A 19,460-nucleotide genomic window follows, 5' to 3' on the forward strand; every position below is an offset into this window, starting at 1 on the left:
TCCTCCCTCAGCCCGCGAGCAGGCGGCAGTGGGAGGGCGGCGTGGCTTTCAGCCCGAGGAAACTCCCCGGCAGATACCAGTAGGCAGCATGGACCAGTTTCGACCCGGCACCTGACGCCTTCGCCTTTCGAAGGGCGAACCAGGTGAGCCCGGACAGGGCTGTGCCGATGATGATGTGCTGCGCGAGAATGCCCCAGGCGAAGGGGACGAGGAGTCCCGCAAACTCGTCGATGGTCCAGAAACCGATGAGTTCCGGATCGTCGAGCCGCCGTGGAACGAGGTATCTGTCGGCCATGCCGCCCTCCCGTCGCTAACCGCGGCTCAGATGACCGCAGTGACGACCGAGGTGACGATAGGCACGCCGGTGCCGACGCCGATTCCGACGCCCACCGGCACCGCGACCTGGCCAAGAGCAAATCGCCCCGAAGCAAGTGCGATCAGGCCGCCGGCAAGGCTCAGGACCGTGATGATCTTGCCGCCCGAACCTTCGAGGAAGTCGGTGAATTTCTGCAGCGCCGGGTCGAAGGTGGTGTCGGCGCCGGCATAGGCGGCACCGGCACAAGCGAGCGCGATCGCGGCAGGAAGAATATAGTCGCGGGCACGAATGCCCTTGGCGGATTGGCGGGGAAGGGTGATTGCCTTGGTCATCGAGGAACTCCGTTTCGAACATGTGCAGCGATGCGTTCGCTGTATGTTCTTTCCTCGCTTCCAAGGCAGGGTGTAGGAAATCGGGAACTGGATTTTGGGGCTGCCGACCAAACAGAAAGCGACATCGGAAGGGGCAATGGACGGGATTCGCGCAGGCTGATCGCAGAGCAGCGCCGACTATGCCGGCTTTGGCGCAAAGCGTGCCGCCATATGCGCGAACACGACCGGAATTCGCGCGAATCGTCGAAGGAAGCTGATTCGTTCCTTCCTCTATGTTCTCTTAATGTTCTTTTCGTTTTCCTACAGGCTTCCTTCGCGGATAGCCGGTGAGTCGATCACCTCTGGAGCTAAGGATTCGTCGATGACCAACATGGCGCTCTTTGCCGAACAACAGGTTCGCGCCGACCTCGCCCGGCTGCTTTTGGCTGCCGTCGAAGCAAGCGGCCGTCACCGCTGCGACATCGCGCGCGACGCGCAGATCCATAAGGATGCAATGCGCCGCGTCCTTGCCGGTGAACGCTCGGCCAGCCTAGGGGAAGCCCTGCGCATTCTCGCCGCGAGCGGCGTCGCGCCGCACGCACACCTGCTTCTTTTCCTCGTCAGCAGCGGAGATCACGCGATTGCGTGGCTGCAATCGGACCTCGCACAATTTTTCGAGGACTTTTCCGGCGAGCTGCCTTCAGCGCTCGAGCGTGTCTTGGGCAACCAGGTTCATGAGGTGAAGCCGCGTTGGGCCAAGGGCACCGCGCAACGTGTTGCACGGCTGCTTTCAGACCACATCGATGAGCTCGAACGTAAGGATGCGCTGCTTGGCGATGTCTTCACCGTTGCCGATGGAGGCCATCGTGGGTGAAGAGATCGACAAAGGATCGACAGAGCCACGCCAGGTGACGCGGCTCATTCACTTGCCCGAGGTTCAGCACCGTGTCGGGCTTGGCCGTTCGACGATCTACCGCTGGATGGCCGAAGGCAAGTTTCCGGGACCGGTGGAGCTCGGTGGGTATTCGGTCGCTTGGGAAGAGCGAGCTATCGATGTTTGGATATCCCAACGCCTCGATAGCGCATAGTCCTATTGGCGAATGCTGAACACATTACCCTCGACGTCGCAATCTGTGGCTTCAAACGAGCGCTGTCGCACAGATGGAGACAGGAATGGGGCCGTGAGCAGACTTTCCGGTTTCAGCCATGGTCACGTCTGAACCGGACATTCTGCTTCTGCCAAAAACTATGGATATCTGGGGTCGACATTTCGATATCTTCGACTCGATAGAATACAAAGTCTGCGGCCCATCACCACATGTTACATTCGATCCAGAACTGCATGGCGGAACGGATCCTGTCATCTAGACTAAACGGATGACGGCTATCGCCGTCTTGTGTCCAGAAAGGTACGCCCCCTCGAAGCGATCGAGGCGTTCTTAGCGGTGGCGGAAGCGGGCGGGGTGCGCGCAGGGGCGGCGACGCTGTCGCTCAGCCCGTCAGCGACCAGTCGAAGGATCGCCGCGCTGGAGGCCTTTCTCGATATCGATCTGTTCAATCGCTCGAACGGCGGACTGCAACTCACCGCGGCTGGAATGACCTATCGCAATGCGGCCGAGGCAGCGATCGAAGCGCTCGGTCGCGTCCAAACCATGGGTACCCCCAAGCGCGACGCGACTCTTACCGTAGCGGCATCGCACAGTCTCGCCCTGCGGTGGCTGATTCCCCGAAGCGGCGATTTCGCTCTTACAACCGGTGTACGTCTCGACGTTCGACCGACCCGCGATCCGAACATCCTGCGTTCCGGGGAAGCACAGTTGGCGATCTGGGCCTCGTTCCAGGATCCGGATCTCCTTTCGGAAAACGTCTTGGAAGTTCTGGGGTGCCCCGTCTCCGCTCCATCGCTCATTGAAGAACAAGGCGGTGAACTGGGCGAAGCCGACATCGCTCGCCTTCCTCTACTCGCGCCGCGCTTGCCGGAGAATCTCTGGCCGCGCTGGCTCGCCTTGGCCGGTCTTGATCACGAAGAGATCGACGTTCGACTGTTCGATACGAATGTGCTCGCATACGAGGCCGCGGCTGCAGGACTCGGCGTCGCTCTCGCGATCCCTTTCATGTGCGAGGAGCACCTGGCCCGCGGTTCGCTGGTCCCGTGCGGCCAGTCGCGACTGATCGGGGAGCATTACAGACTCTATCGGCGCCGCAGCCGTGCGGGTCCGTCCGCACCGGAAACGCATTTCATCCATTGGGCGCGCAGGGAGGCAAGGAAGGCGGGCGATCGCTTCGCGGCAATTGGTTGATCAACCTTCTAGCCGATCCGCACCAAGGTGGCGCTGGCGGTGACGATAAGCCTTTCCTCGGCACCATTGCTCGCATGGAAATCGGCAGTCACCACCACCTGACGCTTACCCGCGCGTTTAACCGTTGCATTGGCATACACTCGGTCACCGACACGTGCAGGGCCGAGCATATGCGTCGTCACATTCGCAGTAACGACCGCTCCGCATTGCGAAACCGCAGCAAAACCGCACACGATGTCAGCCAGGCTTGAAAGCACCCCGCTATGTAGCGTTCCGTGCGACTGGGTTAGGTCCGGACGCACGGTTAGCGCCAGTTCGCAGGTTCCTTGCCAGCAGCGGACGACTTCCAGGCCCAAGAAGCTGGTGAAGGGCGAGGCGGCGACGCCTTCGCGTTCGATATGGGCGCGCATAGCTTCCGGTGTGTCGGGCAAGGTCATTCGAACGCTCCTTCAGGACGAGCTATCAATAGCCGTTCGGGCGATACTCGCCCTGTCAGCAAATCGCGAAAGGCTTCTACGATCGCGTCCGGTCCGTCGACATGCTCGCGGATGAACCAGTCGGTCGATCGCGAGGCGAATTCCGCAATCGCGGCCGCGCGATCACGTTCGAATACCTCAAGGCCATTGAGCGCGATCTCCCTACCGATCCGCTCCGGTGCGAAAAACACGGTATCGTCGTTCAACGAGGCGGCTCCCGCATGTGTTGCCCCGATCCGCACGACACGGAGGGCATCGCCGTTCCGCTCGCTCAGACCGCGGATAAGGGAAGGGTCTCCGGTAAAATCCAGGATGAGCGTGCCGGCGGCAAGCTGCGGAAGCTCATCATGAGCCGCGACGCTGTCGTAGACCATTGTGCGCTCGACGAAATCCCGGTTACGCGCGCTCGTCAGCCCGAGCAACGGCGGACCGTCACCGTGGCGTAGGGCATAGCCAAGTGCGCTCTTGCTGGACGCGCTGGTCACCGCGATCTGTGACGCTCCGAACCAGTTCTCCTCACGTAACCAGCGATCGAGCACGAGGCCCAGCACTACCAGCGGGCGAAACAGCAGCGCATCTTCGCGCTCGCGGAGCGAACCGGCCGCGGGAAGATATCTGTTGTATCCGCGGTCGACCGCCGCGCGCTCGTCGCTCGTTTCCCGCCATCCTCCTTTTGCTGGCTCAAGACGCAGAATGGCGTGCGATGCCATCGGAACCAGTCCGTAAGCGATCGTTCCATTGGCGAGGCGCACCTCGCCCCAGGCAGGCGGCACGATCCTGGGAGGCTCGGTCGGAAACAGTTTCCAGTAGCCGAACTGACCGCCGGTCAGGGCATAGGTCACGACATTGGCGGTTAGCGCGAGTTGCAGCACCGCTCCCGGTTTGAAAGGAAAGATGGGGTTCCACTCGATCCTGTCAGATCGCAGATCTTCCCGCTCCAGCTCGTATCGCCACGCCATCGAGCGGTTGTAGCAGGAGTGTTGCAGAATTGCTGTTGCCCGACAAGCAACACCGTGCCGGTCTGCGCAATACCCGGCCCAGCCAAGCCTTCGTTACATGCGGCCCCGTTCGCAGTTGCAGCAAATCGGATCGGGCCAACGATGAATCTCGCGCTTCTCGCTTTAACCATAACCGCCGGCGCTATCGTCACCTCCCCTCTGCAAGCTCAGGATTTGCCTTCCGAAGCGGAGGGCCCGGTCGTGAAGGACCCCGCCAATACCATCGTGGTGACCGGCACCCGCAGCGCCGGACGTAGCGCACTGGAGGCAGCTGTACCGGTGGACGTTGTCAGCGAAGAGGAGCTGAACGCCACCGGGTATGCCGATCTCAACCGCGCGCTGAATTTCCTCGAGCCGTCGGTCAATTTTCCGCGCGCGGCCACCACCGCCACGGCGGCGAACACGCGGCCGATCACGCTACGCGGCCTGTCGCCCGATCAGACGCTCGTGCTCGTTAACGGCAAGCGCCGCCACACCAACGCCGTGCTCAATGTAAACAATTCGATCGGGCGCGGTTCGGCGGGCGTCGATCTCGACACGATCCCTCAGAACGCGATCCAGCGGATCGAGATCCTGCGCGACGGCGCGGCAGCGCAGTATGGCTCGGACGCGATCGGCGGGGTAGTGAACATCATCCTGAAGGACGATGCCCAGGGCGCTTCGTTCGAACTGCTGGGTGGCATCACCGAGGAAGGCGACGGGCTCAACGGGCTCGCCTCGACCAGCGGCGGGCTGCCGATCGGTCGGGGCGGTCATTTGACTCTCAGTGCATTGGTCCGCGCGCAGGAAGCGACCAACCGCGCCTTTGTCGATCAGCGCTTCGACCGGGTAACCTACCGGATAGGCGATCCGGAAGCCTCGCTTTTTGGCGGATCGGTCAATTTCGGCCTGCCACTCGGCGACGCGGAACTCTACGGTTTCGGCACGGTCGCGCAAAAAATTTCGAACAACGGTGCGGGCTTTCGCGTGCCCGGCACCTCGCTGCTCTATCCCGACGGTTTCCTGCCGGTCATCGAACCGTACATCTGGGATGGCAGCGGGACCTTGGGTATCTCCGCCGATCTCGGCGGCTTCGCGCTCGATCTGAGCCAGACCTACGGCCGCAACGAGGCGGATTTCCGCGTCTTCGATACGGTGAATGTGTCGCTGGGTCTCGACAGCCCGACCAGCTTTGATTCGGGCGGCGTGACCTATGAACAATATGTCACCGATTTCGGCGTCTCGCGCTCGCTCGGACTTCTCGCCGGAGGCAATATCACCGCCGGCGCGCAGTACCGCCGCGAAACCTACGCCATCCGCGAGGGAGAACCCGCCGCTTCGACCGGAGTCGGTGCGGACGGTTTCGCGGGGTTCGCTCCGCGCCGACCGGTGAATGAGGTGCGCGATGCCTTTGCATTCTATCTCGACGCCGAGCTGCGCCCGATCGAGGCGCTGCTGATCGGCGGGGCGGTCCGTTACGACGAGTATGACGATTCCGGTGGAGAGACGACCTGGCGGGTTTCAGCCCGCGCCGATCTGACAGAGGGCCTGGCGCTGCGCGGCGCGATCGGAACTGCGTTCCGCGCGCCTTCGTTGCAACAGCAGAATTTCAGCGCGGTGCAGGGCGCACTTTCGGCAGGGCAGCTGGTTTCGGTAGCGACGCTGCCGGTGAGCGACCCGATCGCGCGCGCGTTGGGTGCGGGAGATCTGCGACCCGAGCGCTCACGTAATTACAGCGCGGGTATCGTGCTGGAGCCGACGCCCCGCCTCGCTTTCACCTTGGATGCGTTTCACATCCAAATCGATGATCGCATCGCGCTGAGTGAACAGCTGCGCGGGGCGGCGGTGAATGCCATTCTGGCCGGCGCTGGTATAGTTGGCTTCTCGCAGGTACGCTTCTTCACCAACGCGGTCGATACCAGGACTACCGGTGTGGAGGCCACCGCGCGCTGGTCGGCCAGCCTCAGTCCGGAAACGCGGGCAAGCATGGATGTCGGCTTCGCGCTCTATGACACGGAATTGGAAAGTCTCCGCGCCAATCCGGTGCTGCCGACTCTGCCGTTGCTCGGCGAGAAGTCGATCTTGTTCCTGACCGAAGCGCAGCCGCGCGACAAGCTAACCGTGCAGGCTGTCGTCGAGCACCGGTCAGTGAGCGCACGTGCAGCGCTGACCCGTTTCGGCACCTACACCTCGCAACCGCTCGTGGAGACGCAGACCTTCGATGGCGGCACGTCATTCGACCTGTCGCTGAGCTACGCCCTGTCTTCCGCGATCATGCTTACCGCCGGCGTGCAGAACCTGTTCGACGACCGGCCGGAAGAGATTGCTGATCAGGCGCGCTTCATCGCCGCAACCGGCGGCAGCTTTCCCACGGGCGAGGAGACGCCGCTCGGCGTCAACGGGCGTAGCTATTTCGTGCAGCTACGAGGGAATTTCTGATGGTGTCGCGTCGCGCATTGCTTGGCCGGACGGCGCTGGCGCTGGCTGCGTCTCGCTTCCTGTCTCCGGTAACGGCCATCGCTGTGCAACCGCAACCATATGCCGATGGCGATCCCTTTATGCTCGGCGTCGCCTCGGGCGATCCGCGTCCTGATGGGTTCGTGCTCTGGACTCGGCCTTTGGGTCTGTCGGGCACTGCTACGGTCGGTGTGGAGATCGCCGACGACGATGGTTTCCGCAGGATCGTGCGCAGTGGTTCGGTCACCGCAAGTCCTGCGCGCGGGCACGCAGTGCATGTGGAGCCGGTCGACCTCGATCCAGCACGCACTTATTTCTACCGTTTTCACCTCGATGGAGCGACGAGCCCCATCGGTCGCACAGCCACGATCGATCCGCAGGCCACGCGCATGCGCCTCGCGCTCGCGGCCTGCCAGCATTGGGAACATGGCTGGTTTTCCGCCTATCGGGACATGGTCGCGCAGGAGATCAATGTTCTCCTGCATGTCGGAGACTACATCTACGAGAAGTCTTTCGGGACCGGCCCCGACGTTCGCAGTTTCGGCGCGCCCGATCCGTTCACGCTGGACGAGTATCGCGTTCGTCATGCGCTCTACCGCACCGATCCCGATCTGCAGGCCGCCACCGCTGCCTTCCCGATCATCGCGACCTGGGACGATCACGAGGTAGAGAATGACTATGCCTCGCTTCAGGGCAGCGTCACAGAAGACCCTGCCGCTTTCGTTGCGCGCAGGGCCGCTGCCTATCAGGCATGGTTCGAACACATGCCGATATCGCCGCGCCGCTTAACACCGCATGGCGCGGCGGACATTGTGCGCAGATTCGAATGGGGCGCCCTAGCCAGCCTCTCGGTTCTCGACTGCCGCCAGTTCCGCACGTCGCAGCCGTGTGGACGCGGCGGGCAGGTGATCGCGGACTGCGCGGAGGTCTTCGATCCGGTGGCGACCATGCTCGGGCTCGAACAGGAGGCGTGGTTGCGCGATCGCCTGGCGAACGAGCGCACCCGTTGGAGCCTGATCGGTCAGGCGACGATGGTCTCGCGGCTGCCCTTGCCGGGCGGAGGCGATGCGCGCTGGTCCGATATCTGGGATGGCTACGCCGCCTCTCGCGACCGCCTGATCGCTGCACTGCGCCAGCCGGCGGTGCGCAATGCGGTGCTGCTTGGCGGCGACGTCCATTCCTTCTGGGCCAACGACATCCCATCCGATCCGGAGCGGATGGAAGGGCCGGTGGTCGCGAGCGAGATCGTCACGTCCTGTCTCGCCTCGCGCAGCGGCCCCGAAGAGCTCTTCACAGGCATCCAGGGCCGCAATCCGCAGGTCCGCTTCCATGATAATGATAACGCCGGATACACTCTGCTCGACATCGATGCTGAACGGATCGACGGCCGGTTTCGCGCAGTTCGTGATCTGACGGATCCCAATAGCGCCAGCTTCGATTTGCGCCGGTTCGCTATCGAGGACAGGGCGCCCGGGGTGAGAATTTAGTTTTGAAATGAGCGTTTAGGCTTTGTAGATCGTACGAATCTAACTTCCGAAACGCTATTGGGGGATGCCGGGTTGAGCTTTTTGGTTCTCGCCAAACGTGAGCGTACAGCTTGACGGGCGAGATGCTCCAGATTGGCAGAGCCCCGGCAGATTGGTTCGATCCCGAATTACGTCGATACTCGTCAATGAATGCAGTCATCGCTTTACTGCTCCGCCTGGTCAAAATATCACGACGCTTTGCGCACAGCCTCATTAGTACGCTGCAGTCCACGGTTCTCGCTCTCCAGAGTTCTCACCTTTGACAGCCCGCTCGGCGGATACTTCAACACAAGTATTGCTGTCAGCCTTGGCCGGGCTCCCTGCTTCCGCCGTCTGACGAACTATCAATTGAGCGGCCCTAGCACGTGCGACAAGTTCTCCTTACCCATCGATTGTGAGGTTCGACTGGAATGAGACCCATGACGTCTGTCACGATCATACGTGGCAAGGCGGTCCGACTCTGAAACCAGTGGAGAGAGCACTGCGGCTCATGTCACGAAAGTTTCGATCGAGATACATGGCGGCGGCGCGTCGTTCGCCATTGCTGCAAGATTGTCCGTTTCTGATTCGGCCCGGCCGACTTGACGGTCGGCTCGGGTGGCGGTGTGTTCGAGAAGCGCGGCGAGGGCATTGCCTGAATGATTCCATCGATTTTCTTGTAGATTTGTCGGGCCGCCATATGCGGATGCGAAGCGGCTTCGTCCGGATCTAACACCGGCGCGAAACATGCATCGGTCCCCTCCAGCAAGGTCATCCATTCGTCGCGCGTCCTTCGTCGGAATAGTTCCTCGAACCGATGTCTGAGGTCTGGCCAGCAGGCCGGATCGTAGCCGTTTGCAAAATCCGGTTGATCCGCAATGCCCAGCTTCTGGCAAAGCAATGTGTAAAATTTCGGTTCGAGCGACCCCAGAGAGATGTATCGATCGTCCGCGCATCGATAGGTCGAATACCAGTGCGGACCGTCAAGGATGCTGCGACCGCGCTCGTTGACGAAATGTCCTGTTGCTTTCAAACTGAGCAGCAGGTTCATCATATGCGCGCTTCCATCCACGATGGCGGCATCCACGACTTGTCCTTTCCCCGATTCACGGGCGCTAAGGATGGCGGCGAGCAGGCCGACTGCCAGATAGAGCGCGCCACCGCCGATGTCGCCGACGAGTCCGGGAGGTGCCATCGGAAGCGCACCCGGTTCGCCAGCATACCAGAGCGCGCCGGACAGTGCGATATAGTTGATGTCGTGGCCGGCGGTCTGCGCGAGAGGTCCATCCTGCCCCCAACCAGTCATCCGGCCGAACACGAGCGCCGGATTGCGATCGAGGCAAACATCGGGTCCAAGACCCAACCGTTCCATTACACCAGGACGCATGCCCTCGATGATCGCATGGCTGTGCTCAACAAGATCGAGGACGTGCTCGACCGCTGCGGACTGCTTCAAATCGAGGGATACAAATCGCTTACCGCGATTGAGAATCGCCTCACGGCCAAGGTCGATCGTATCCCGATTAGGGATAACACGATCGACAACTACAACGTCGGCTCCAAGATCTGCCAGCAACATTCCGCAAAATGGCGCTGGACCGATACCGGCAATCTCGACGACCCTGATACCAGCGAGCGGACCGCATCCCGACATCTGCAATTTCTTTCCAATGGCTCGAACACTACGGAGATCATCGCCGATCTATTATCGGGCATCAAATTCATTCAAGCTCCAAAATATTCCCAGATGGAATGTTGAATGGGCCCTGCCACCATGAACTAGAGGAATATTAGCGGCGGATAATGAATTGGACAGGTGTGACGATTTACCCAATCTGATCATTTCGGGGATGTTTGAAGTCTAAGCGGAGAAAATCCGATGGAGAGGATACATATGCGTGGAAACTGCGCAAACGGATGCAGCGCCGCCCCGTGCAAGGGGCAGCGCTAATGGAATTGCGCACCCAACTCCGCCGGGCGGCCGGCTATTTCGCCTGCAACGAAGCGTTGGTCCACGGCGAGCGCCGATTCAGCTTTGCCGAAGCGTGGTCGCGGGGGGTGCGGCTTGCGAACGCGCTGACGAACGCGGGGCTGCGGCCGGGCGACAAGATCGCCACGCTGGAGAAGAACTCGATTGAAGCGGCTGACATTTTCCTCGCGGCAGCAATCGGCAATTTCGTTCGTGTACCGCTCTATGCCCGCAATCGCCGAGAATCCCATGCCCATATGATGCGCAACACCGACTGCCGGTTAGCGCTCGTTGACAACGCGCTCTTGCCCGAGGTCGCGGGACTCGAGACCGAATTGCCCGACTTGAAGCGACTGATCGTGCGCGACGGGACTTACGAGGAATGGCTCGCCCGGGCATCTGATCAGGATCCGGACCCTACCATCTCGCCAGATGATTATTGCGTTATCCGTCACACAGGGGGCACGACCGGTGCGCCGAAGGGCGTCGCCTATACCCATCGCACGTGGATGACTTGCTGCGCTGGCTTTCTGGAGGTGGGACCAAGACCTGATCCAGGCGCGACGGTATTGCATGTGGGGCCACTTTCGCACGCCTCCGGGTTCATGTTCTCTCCCTATTGGGCGGTGGGTAGCCGCAACATTATGGTGGAGGCGTTTGACCCGGCAAGCTTCCTCGAGATACTGGAACGCGAAGAGGTCGGCTATGCGTTCGTCGCTCCGACCATGCTCAACGCAGTTGTTCACCACGGCAATCCGCGTGGGCACGTTTTTCCGCGCTTGAGATGTTTGCTCAGTGCTTCTGCGCCAGTTTCCGAAGCGACGTTGCGTAAGGCCCGCTCGATTTTCGGAGACGATGTGTTGCACACCGCTTACGGACAGACCGAAATTCTGCCGGTGACTGCCCTAGGCCCAAAGGAATGGTTCGGCGAAACCGAAGGATCGACGCCGCTCCAATCGGTGGGTCGGGCGATGAGCTTTGTTGATCTCGAAATCCGTGATGCCGACGGTCGCGCTCTTGGGCCTGACGAACCCGGAGAAATTGTCGCCCGGTTCGAAAACGGCCAGATGCAAGGCTTCTGGAACGATCCTGAGGAGACCGCGCTACGCCTCGTCGACGGCTGGGTAAAGACTGGCGATATTGGTCGCATCGACGCAAACGGGTTCCTCTATCTGCTCGATCGCGCAAACGACCTGATCGTGTCGGGAGGATACAACATCTATCCGGCCGAAATCGAGAATGTGATCGCCGATCATCCTCAAGTGATTGCCGCCGCCGTATTCGGTATCCCTCATGAAAAGTGGGGCGAAACGCCGCTTGCGCTGGTCGTGGTCGCGCCCGGCACTGAATTGCCAGAGCAGGAAATAATCGATTTGGTTAGCGAACGGTTGGGTTCGTTCAAGAAGCCCGGCAAGGTCGTCTTCACCACCGAACCTCTGCCGCTCAGCAACGTCGGCAAAGTGCTACGATCGAAACTCCGAGAGCCTTACTGGGCGGGGCGGGCCAGCAGAGTTTCAGGCGCATGAGGGCAACTTCTCCTGACTCAAAAGTGGCAGACCTCGTGTCGCTCGACGCCATCACCGTTGAGAGGCGTGGCGCGGCTTTTTGGGTGCACCTAAATCGTCCAGATGCGCTGAACAGCCTGACGTTGGAAATGGCCCGCGATCTTGAGTTGGCGATCGAGACGGCCGAGGCCGATCCCGCGGTGCGGGCATTCGTCATCACCGGGACGGGACGCGCCTTTTGCGCCGGAGCCGACTTGGCCGCGCTCAATGCTTATGGTGGGTCGATCATGGAACCACTGGAGCACTTCCTGGCGGAACTCGGGCGCGTGCTCAGGCGGATCGAGTTGTCGCGCTTGCCGGTCCTTGCCGCGGTCAACGGATTGGCGCTTGCCGGCGGGCTCGAACTCGTATTGTGCTGCGATATTGTGGTGTCTGCCGAAGACGCCAGGTTCGGTGACGCGCATGCCAACTATGGCCTTCTGCCAGGCGGTGGCGGCTCGATCCGCCTTCCCCGCAAGATCGGACCGGCGCGCGCGACCTACCTCATGATGACGGGTGAATTCGTCTCCGCGAGGGAGATGGAGCGTGCAGGACTTGTGAGCAGGGTGGTGCCAGCGGAGGCGCTCGTCGATTCAACGCAGGCGGTGGTGGAAATGCTCGCCGCCAAGAGTCCCCTTGGGCTTGTGCACATCAAGGAGTTGGCCGCAATCGCTGGAGATTGCATCCTCGAAGATGGCCTGCGCCAGGAACTCGAGATCATCGGAGCCTATGCTGCCTCACACGATCTGCGCGAGGGACTAGCGGCGTTCGCAGAGAAGCGCGAACCGGAGTTCAAAGGAAAATGAGCGACATCTATATCGCCGGCGTTGGCATGACGCAGTTCGGTCGGCAACTCGACCGCAGCCTCAAGGACCTGTCGGCGGACGCCTGTGCTCGGGCTTTCGCCGATGCCGGATGCGGCCGGGAGGACATCGAGGCGGTCTTCTTTGGCAACTGCGTGCAGGGCCACATGGAAGGGCAGGACATGATCCGTGGCGAGCTCGTAGCACGCGCGGTTGGGATGCAGGGCGTGCCAGTTGTCAACGTTGAGAATGCCTGCGCCACAGCCTCGACGGCGGTCGCGATGGCGACTGCTTATGTCCGGTCGGGTATGGCGGACATCGTGCTCGCGCTCGGCGCGGAGAAGATGTGCTCGCCTGACAAGGCCTTGATGTTCAGCGCTTTCGATGGGGCGTGGGACGTGCACGAGACGGAGTGCAGCCGCGAGACACTGCTCGCTATGGGCCAAGGCGTTGAGGTGCCAGAAGGGTCGGTGTCAAACCAACCCTACAGCGTATTCATGGACATCTACGCTGCGATGTCGCGCGCCCATATGCGCACTTACGGATCAACGCAGGCGCAGATCGCAGCGGTGTCAGCCAAAAACCACGTCCATTCGACGCACAACCCGCTCGCTCAATACCGCAAACCCTACACGGTAGAGGCCGTGCTGGCCGCACCGCCAATCGTGTTTCCGCTGACACTGCCGATGTGCTCACCGATCAGTGACGGCGCTGCGGCTGCGGTGATCTGCAACTCGGCAGGCTTGCGCAAGCTGGCGGTGTCTGACGACAGGGCAATCCGAGTACTTGCGTCGGTGCTCCAGACCAGTGCCGAGCGCGACCCTTACGACTATGATCGGCACGTCACAAGGCTGGCGGCAATGCGCGCCTATGCGATGGCGGGGCTCGGCCCGTTAGACGTCGACGTTGCGGAAGTGCACGACGCGACGGCGATGGGCGAGATCATCGAAATTGAGGCTCTGGGCCTCGTGCCGCCTGGCGAGGGAGGGATTGCTGCTGAGCGTGGCGACACCGTCATTGGCGGCCGCATCCCCGTAAATCCGTCGGGCGGCCTCGAATGCAAAGGGCACCCGATCGGCGCGACGGGTCTCGGTCAGATCTACGAACTGGTGTCGCAACTGCGTGGCGATGCCGGCGCTCGCCAGATCGAGGGAGCGCGGGTCGCGGTAGCGCAGAATGGCGGCGGGGTTCTGGGCGTGGAGGAAGCCGTCGTCGCAGTCACCATCCTTGGTCGTTAAGGAGCGGATAATATGGATTTTACACCCACTGACGAGCAGCGGATGGCAGTCGAGAGCATTCGGCGCTTCCTCGACGAAAAGCTGGAGCCTGAAATTCGCGCTCACGGCGAATGCTTCATCGAGCGGCCGTTGATGCAAAAATGGACCAGCGAACTTGCCGCCTTCGGTCATATCAGTGCCCCGCACCGCGAGGAATGGGGCGGCCTCGATATGGGTTGGCTGACGCATCTCCTGATCTTCGAAGAGATCGCTTATTCGTCGCTTGATGTCGCTATTCCAGGTTTCATCAACGCGGTCGGCGCCGAACTGATCCGGCGTAGCGCGTCACCTGAAATCCAGCAGCGTTACCTGCCCGGCTTGGTCGCCGGCGAGCTCTTCGTCTCAATGGGCATTTCCGAGCCGGACGTAGGCTCAGATGTGGCGGCGGTAAGAACGCGAGCCATTCGCGACGGCGACTATTGGGTGATCAACGGCGAAAAAACGTGGATTACAAGTGGCGCATATTCGGACCTACTTATCTGCACCTGCCGGACCGGAGAGAAGGAGATCAGCCACATCCTGGTCGATCGCGCCGAAAGTCCCTATGAAGTGCGCGATATCGAAAAGATGGCACTGAATGGTCAGTCGACCGCGCAGATTTTTCTTACCGATTGCCGCGTGCCTGCGTCCAACATGCTGGGCCAGCCAGGCGATGGACTACGAAACACGTTGAAAGTCTTTGAGATCGCGCGCTGCCACATGGCAATGTGGAGCATCGGTATTGCACGCCGCGCGCTGGACGAAGCGATCGCCTATTCGAAGGAGCGTTCCCAGCATGGCCGCAAGCTTGCGGGTCATCAACTGATCGCCGACAAGCTTGCAACCATGGCAACACGGATCGACGCGGCGAGGCTACTGGCGCACCGGGCGATCTCGCTGGTCGACGCCGACGTGCGCGCTGAGGCTGAGTGCGCGATGGCCAAATGGTATGCTACGGAGATGGCGATTGGAGTGACGCGCGATGCACTTCAGATCCATGGTGGCAACGGCGTTACGCGTGAGTTCATCGTAGAACGGCTCGTGCGCGAAGCGATTATCTGCCCGATCCCCGATGGCACGACGGAAATCCAGAAGCTCATCGTCTCGCGCGCGCTGACAGGCGTCGCCGCGTTTCGATAACAGAAGGCGCCACCCGATGCACGAAGAACTAAGATACGACGACAAGGTGGTGATCGTAACCGGTGCGGGTGGAGGGCTCGGCCGCGAGCATGCGCTAATGTTCGGCAAACGCGGTGCAAGGCTGGTTGTCAACGACCTCGGAGGGGATCGAATGGGGGATGGACGATCTTCCAGCGCAGCGGATCGGGTCGTCGAAGAGATACGATCTGCCGGCGGCGAAGCGGTTGCCAATTATGATTCGGTCGAGGATGGCGCTCGAATCGTCGAAACTGCGCTCGATGCGTTCGGCACGATCGATGTCGTGATAAACAACGCCGGCATCCTGCGCGACGTCAGCTTCCACAAGATGACAGACCAGGACTGGACGTTGATCCAGAACATCCACCTCAACGGCAGCCGGGCCGTCACTCAAGCGGCATGGCCGACGCTGCGCAACAAGGCCTACGGCCGTGTCATCATGACCAGTTCGGCGGCGGGCATCTACGGCAATTTTGGCCAGGCGAATTATGCAGCTGCCAAATTGGGTATCCTAGGTCTCGCCAATGCACTGGCCGAGGAAGGGCGTTCGCGGAACATCAACGTCAATACGATCGCTCCAATCGCGGCTTCGAGGATGACTGAAACGGTCTTTCCCAAGGCGTTGCTCGACAGGTTGCGGCCTGAGGCGGTCAGTGCGTTGGTTGGCTGGCTCGCGCACGAAAGCTGTTACGAGACCAAAGGGTTGTTCGAAATCGGTGCCGGTTATGTCGCGAAACTTCGTTGGGAACGGACGTGCGGTTATCACTTGGGCAGGAACGGCATTTTCGCGCCCGAAGAAATTGCCCAGCATTGGAACAGTATCGTCGATTTCACAGACGCTGAGCATCCAACTGTCATGAACGACAGCCTCGATGCAGTACAGCGGATCATGGCGGACGATCGCCGGGATTAATCCAAACGTATTGGTTGGCTGGCCCGAGGACTATGCTCAACACCTCTGGCATTGACATGAGCAAAAGGAATACATCGGCCGCATATTGAATTTGACGATTGGCCCAAGTCAGATCATCCTTTGCACCAAAAATTGCTTCAAATAGTTAGGGAGGTGGAACTATGAGATATCTGCTTTTGGCATCTGTTGCCTTGGTCTGGTCCGGGCCAGCGTTCGCTCAACAAGCTCAAGTCGATCAAACTGAGACGGCACCATCTGAGAAAACGTCGTCTGGAACTACTGCCGACGCCTTGTCTGACGTCATCATTGTGACGGCGACCAAGAAGGGGTACGGCGAAAACCTGCAGAATGTGCCTGTCGCGGTGACCGCATTTGGCGAAGCGCAGCTCGATGCGAAATTCGTGCAAAACCTTCAAAGCTTGAGCTACGATGTCCCCAACGTCCAGCTCGAGGGTGTCGGAACGGCTCCAGGCTACGCAAACTTCACGATCCGCGGACTGGGCATCAATAGTACCGTCCCTTCCATCGACCCGACGGTTGGCGTCTTTACCGACGGAATCTATCTTGGGATCAATGCAGGCGTTGTGCTCGACAATTTCGATCTCGAGGGGATCGAGGTGTTGCGCGGCCCGCAGGGACTTCTTTTCGGCCGCAATGTAACGGCTGGGGCGGTCGTGATGCGGACGACGCGCCCGGATTTCAATTTCAGGGCCAGTGCCAAGGCATCGGTGGAAACCGGTCTGAAGAAAACCGTCAGTGCAATGGTCACAGGACCGATCGCTGAGGACGTCCTGGCCGCAAAGTTGGCCGTCTACTACAGCAAGGATGAGGGATGGTTCCGCAATCAGTTTGATCAAAGCAGCTTTGGCAAATCCCGCGACATCATCATTCGCCCCGCGCTTAGCGTAAAGGGCGGCGACAACTTCCGGATGGATCTGCGCTATGAGCACGGCGACATTGATGGCGATGGCGCGCCAGTGCAGAGTCACGCGATTTTCCCGCGCGACACGTTTGGAATATCGATCGATTTTCCGGGGTACTATAATGCGACCTGGAATCAAGCAATCGCAGAGACCAACATCGATGTCGGCCTTGGAGACGGTGTGATAACCAACATCATGGGTTATCGGCAATTTCGGTCGAGGGCTGCCAGCGATATTGACGGGACGCCACAGCATTTTTTCAACGGCTACTTTAACATCAATCAAGAACAGATCAGCGATGAACTGCGTTATTCAGGAAAGATCGGCGCCGTCGAGGTGACAACCGGGCTATATTACTTCGCGCAGGACCTGGCATACGCAGAGCAACGCGACCTTTTGGGCGGTGCGAGGATCGTATCGGGTGGCGGGACTCAAGACCAAACAACCTGGGGAGCGTTCGCGTCAGCTGACTGGCATTTCAGCAATACGCTCACGCTCAATATCGGCGGGCGATACAGTTGGGAACGCAAGGCCGTGCGCATCGCACCGCTGGGTGCAAATGGGTGTGACGTGAACACGTTGCGCTGTGCCACGAACTTCATCGATGACGAAAGCTGGAAAAGCTTTACTCCGAAGCTTGGGCTACAATGGCAGCCGGATAATCAAACCCAAATCTATGGCTTCTATACCCGCGGCTTCCGCAGCGGTGGCTACAATTTGCGCAATACCGATCCCGGTGTTCCGCCCGGCCCCTTCGATCAGGAAACGCAGGACAGCTTCGAGATAGGCGCGAAGAAGCAGTTCGGAAGAAGCCGCCTCAACATCGCCTCGTTCTACAACCAGATGAAGAACCTCCAACGCGAAATCAACCTCCCGGGCCCGCTGGGAGTCAGCCAAGTGATCCGCAATACGGCGGATGCAACAATCACGGGCTTCGAAGCGGAAGGCCAGTTCTTCATTATGCCAAATCTGGTGCTCTCAGGACAGGTTGGCTATGTTCACGGGAAATATCGCAATATCCAGTTTGACATAAGCGGCGATGGCGTCATCAACGATGTAGATCGCGACCTGAAGCTTCCCAGGCTTTCACCGTGGACCTATGGTGCCGGGCTGACCTACGATCAGACACTCGGCTCAGCAGGTACTGCAACGGCCCGCATAGACTTCACTCATCGTGACAGTGCCCGGTTCACTGACAATAATGCTGGGTTTCTGTCGCCAGCAGACATGCTCGATGCAAGTCTGACATACAAAACCGCGGACCAGATCTGGCGCTTTTCGGTTTATGGGCGCAATCTACTCAACGAGGTTACATATGGCGGTGATACGCCGTTGCCAGCCGCGTTCGGTGGCCCAGGCGCCAGCTTGTCACCCCTGAATAAGGGTCGGACGATCGGCGGAGAAGTGGCGCTGAGTTTCTAGAGTGATCTGTGATTGATTGACCAACTTCACATGAACAAACGAAGATAAAAAGGTCATAGCCTGTTCCGATTCCACAAAATCGGGACAGGCTATATACTGAGGGTCTGTCATTTGACCTTTACGATGCGAGCATGCATATGGCCGGACATATACTTGCTCCAGCCTACTGTTTCTGAGCATTAGACTCTGATGACCAATTCTGTCGCACTCGGGCGATGAGATCCCTAGCGGCGGGCTTGACCGGCCAGCGAGCACGTGCGGCGTACGCTAGCACCAGCGGTTCCAGCAGACCAGTATGTGGCAGCGTGACAAATTCGTCGCGAAACCATCGGGCAGAGGTGAATGCGCTAGCCACCAATCCGACGGAATCGGTAGCGGCCACGATCCTGCGAACGAGCGGAAAATAATCCGTCATATGGATGCGATCTTCCGGGCGCTGATCGTTCACTTCGTATATCTGTCGAATGATAGGTGTATACGGCTCGGACGACGAAGGGACGACGAAGTCGCATCGCGCCAACATCTGCTTATCGATTGCAGTTTCGGAAAGGATCGGATGGTCTTTGCGAACGAAAGGCATGATATCAACCGCTGCAATCCGCTCGCATTTGAACTGAGGCCAACCGGCAAGCGCAGCCTCGAGCCCGAAGGCGACGTCGATGTCTCCGCGCGACAGCAATTGCACTGCGCGCTCACTATTTCCCGATACGATCTCGAGACGAACTCCCTCGTGGCGTTTGAGCAACCCGATTGCGGCGTCGTTGATTAGCCAGTCCATTGAACCTGGAAAAAGGCCAATTCTGAGGAGCCCAGCGTAGGGATCAGCACCACGATTGCGTTCTCTGAACAAATCGTCTGCATCCGCGAGCAAGCGCGCCGCGCGATCGATGAAGTCGCGACCCTCAGGCGTCACCAAGATGCCGCGCGACGTTCGATTGAAGAGAGCAATTCCGAGTTGTTGCTCCAGATCGGCGACGCTCTTAGTCACAGCTGACTGTGTCACGCCCACGGCATTGGCCGCTCCTGTGAAGGAACCTATTCGAGCAACTGCGACCGCATATTTGAGACGGGAATCAAGCACAGATGAGCCTTCTATGGGTTCTCGACTCCCTACGCTACAGGGAGGTGTC

General features: G+C 60.0%; 17 protein-coding genes. 11 read left to right on the top strand and 6 right to left on the bottom strand.

All coding sequences use genetic code 11. The annotated features are described in order from the left end of the window. Positions 1-7: 7 nt before the first annotated feature. On the bottom strand, positions 8-295 hold the full coding sequence (gene traL, locus EL2594_RS00915; protein ID WP_011413152.1) for a type IV conjugative transfer system protein TraL: 288 nt from the start codon (positions 293-295) through the stop codon (positions 8-10). Between the two features lie 26 nt (positions 296-321). Further along, positions 322-648, bottom strand: a complete 327-nt coding sequence (locus tag EL2594_RS00920; RefSeq protein WP_011413153.1) for a hypothetical protein — start codon at positions 646-648, stop codon at positions 322-324. Positions 649-1,009: 361 nt separating this feature from the next. Here EL2594_RS00920 and EL2594_RS00925 point away from each other — a divergent pair, with 361 nt between their 5' ends. The 3 genes from EL2594_RS00925 (at position 1,010) to EL2594_RS00935 (ending at position 2,927) form a co-directional block, all read left to right on the top strand. Then, positions 1,010-1,501 carry a hypothetical protein gene (locus EL2594_RS00925; RefSeq protein ID WP_011413154.1) on the top strand — a complete coding sequence of 164 codons (492 nt, stop codon included), beginning with the start codon at positions 1,010-1,012 and terminating at the stop codon, positions 1,499-1,501. Beyond that, positions 1,494-1,715 (top strand): helix-turn-helix transcriptional regulator, encoded by a 222-nt coding sequence (locus EL2594_RS00930; RefSeq protein WP_041685475.1) that lies wholly within the window; start codon positions 1,494-1,496, stop codon positions 1,713-1,715. The genes EL2594_RS00925 and EL2594_RS00930 overlap by 8 nt, the downstream gene beginning before the upstream one ends. Positions 1,716-2,024: 309 nt before the next feature. Continuing rightward, complete coding sequence (locus EL2594_RS00935) at positions 2,025-2,927, top strand: LysR family transcriptional regulator (RefSeq protein ID WP_041684937.1); 903 nt, start codon at positions 2,025-2,027, stop codon at positions 2,925-2,927. An 8-nt stretch (positions 2,928-2,935) separates the two neighbouring features. Here EL2594_RS00935 and EL2594_RS00940 read toward each other — a convergent pair whose 3' ends face one another. Continuing rightward, positions 2,936-3,364, bottom strand: coding sequence for a PaaI family thioesterase (locus tag EL2594_RS00940; RefSeq protein ID WP_011413157.1), 429 nt, complete (start codon positions 3,362-3,364; stop codon positions 2,936-2,938). Beyond that, positions 3,361-4,362: a DUF2855 family protein gene (locus EL2594_RS00945; RefSeq protein WP_011413158.1), complete on the bottom strand. Its 1,002-nt coding sequence runs from the start codon at positions 4,360-4,362 to the stop codon at positions 3,361-3,363. Before EL2594_RS00945 ends, EL2594_RS00940 begins: the two co-directional genes overlap by 4 nt. Positions 4,363-4,503: 141 nt before the next feature. Here EL2594_RS00945 and EL2594_RS00950 point away from each other — a divergent pair, with 141 nt between their 5' ends. After that, positions 4,504-6,819, top strand: coding sequence for a TonB-dependent receptor plug domain-containing protein (locus EL2594_RS00950; RefSeq protein WP_011413159.1), 2,316 nt, complete (start codon positions 4,504-4,506; stop codon positions 6,817-6,819). Then, positions 6,819-8,324, top strand: coding sequence for an alkaline phosphatase D family protein (locus tag EL2594_RS00955; protein WP_011413160.1), 1,506 nt, complete (start codon positions 6,819-6,821; stop codon positions 8,322-8,324). The genes EL2594_RS00950 and EL2594_RS00955 overlap by 1 nt, the downstream gene beginning before the upstream one ends. Positions 8,325-8,856: 532 nt before the next feature. Here EL2594_RS00955 and EL2594_RS00960 read toward each other — a convergent pair. After that, complete coding sequence (locus tag EL2594_RS00960) at positions 8,857-9,996, bottom strand: CaiB/BaiF CoA transferase family protein (RefSeq protein ID WP_049762409.1); 1,140 nt, start codon at positions 9,994-9,996, stop codon at positions 8,857-8,859. 296 nt (positions 9,997-10,292) lie between these two features. Between EL2594_RS00960 and EL2594_RS00965 the strand changes: the two genes are divergently transcribed. The 6 genes from EL2594_RS00965 to EL2594_RS00990 all read left to right on the top strand — a co-directional run bounded on the left by EL2594_RS00965 (position 10,293) and on the right by EL2594_RS00990 (position 18,330). Beyond that, positions 10,293-11,837: a class I adenylate-forming enzyme family protein gene (locus EL2594_RS00965; RefSeq protein ID WP_011413163.1), complete on the top strand. Its 1,545-nt coding sequence runs from the start codon at positions 10,293-10,295 to the stop codon at positions 11,835-11,837. Between the two features lie 23 nt (positions 11,838-11,860). Beyond that, positions 11,861-12,661, top strand: a complete 801-nt coding sequence (locus EL2594_RS00970) for an enoyl-CoA hydratase/isomerase family protein (protein WP_011413164.1) — start codon at positions 11,861-11,863, stop codon at positions 12,659-12,661. Continuing rightward, complete coding sequence (locus EL2594_RS00975) at positions 12,658-13,896, top strand: thiolase family protein (protein WP_011413165.1); 1,239 nt, start codon at positions 12,658-12,660, stop codon at positions 13,894-13,896. The genes EL2594_RS00970 and EL2594_RS00975 overlap by 4 nt, the downstream gene beginning before the upstream one ends. A 12-nt stretch (positions 13,897-13,908) precedes the next feature. Continuing rightward, positions 13,909-15,054, top strand: a complete 1,146-nt coding sequence (locus tag EL2594_RS00980; protein ID WP_041684941.1) for an acyl-CoA dehydrogenase family protein — start codon at positions 13,909-13,911, stop codon at positions 15,052-15,054. Between the two features lie 16 nt (positions 15,055-15,070). After that, positions 15,071-15,985: an SDR family oxidoreductase gene (locus tag EL2594_RS00985; protein ID WP_011413167.1), complete on the top strand. Its 915-nt coding sequence runs from the start codon at positions 15,071-15,073 to the stop codon at positions 15,983-15,985. A gap of 161 nt (positions 15,986-16,146) precedes the next feature. After that, complete coding sequence (locus EL2594_RS00990) at positions 16,147-18,330, top strand: TonB-dependent receptor (RefSeq protein WP_041684943.1); 2,184 nt, start codon at positions 16,147-16,149, stop codon at positions 18,328-18,330. A gap of 163 nt (positions 18,331-18,493) precedes the next feature. Here the strand turns inward: EL2594_RS00990 and EL2594_RS00995 are convergent, their stop codons facing one another. Beyond that, positions 18,494-19,411 carry a LysR family transcriptional regulator gene (locus tag EL2594_RS00995; RefSeq protein WP_041684945.1) on the bottom strand — a complete coding sequence of 306 codons (918 nt, stop codon included), beginning with the start codon at positions 19,409-19,411 and terminating at the stop codon, positions 18,494-18,496. Positions 19,412-19,460 lie beyond the last annotated feature (49 nt).

The sequence above is a fragment of the Erythrobacter litoralis HTCC2594 genome (assembly GCF_000013005.1).
In the GTDB taxonomy this organism is placed as follows: Bacteria; Pseudomonadota; Alphaproteobacteria; order Sphingomonadales; family Sphingomonadaceae; genus Parerythrobacter; species Parerythrobacter litoralis_A.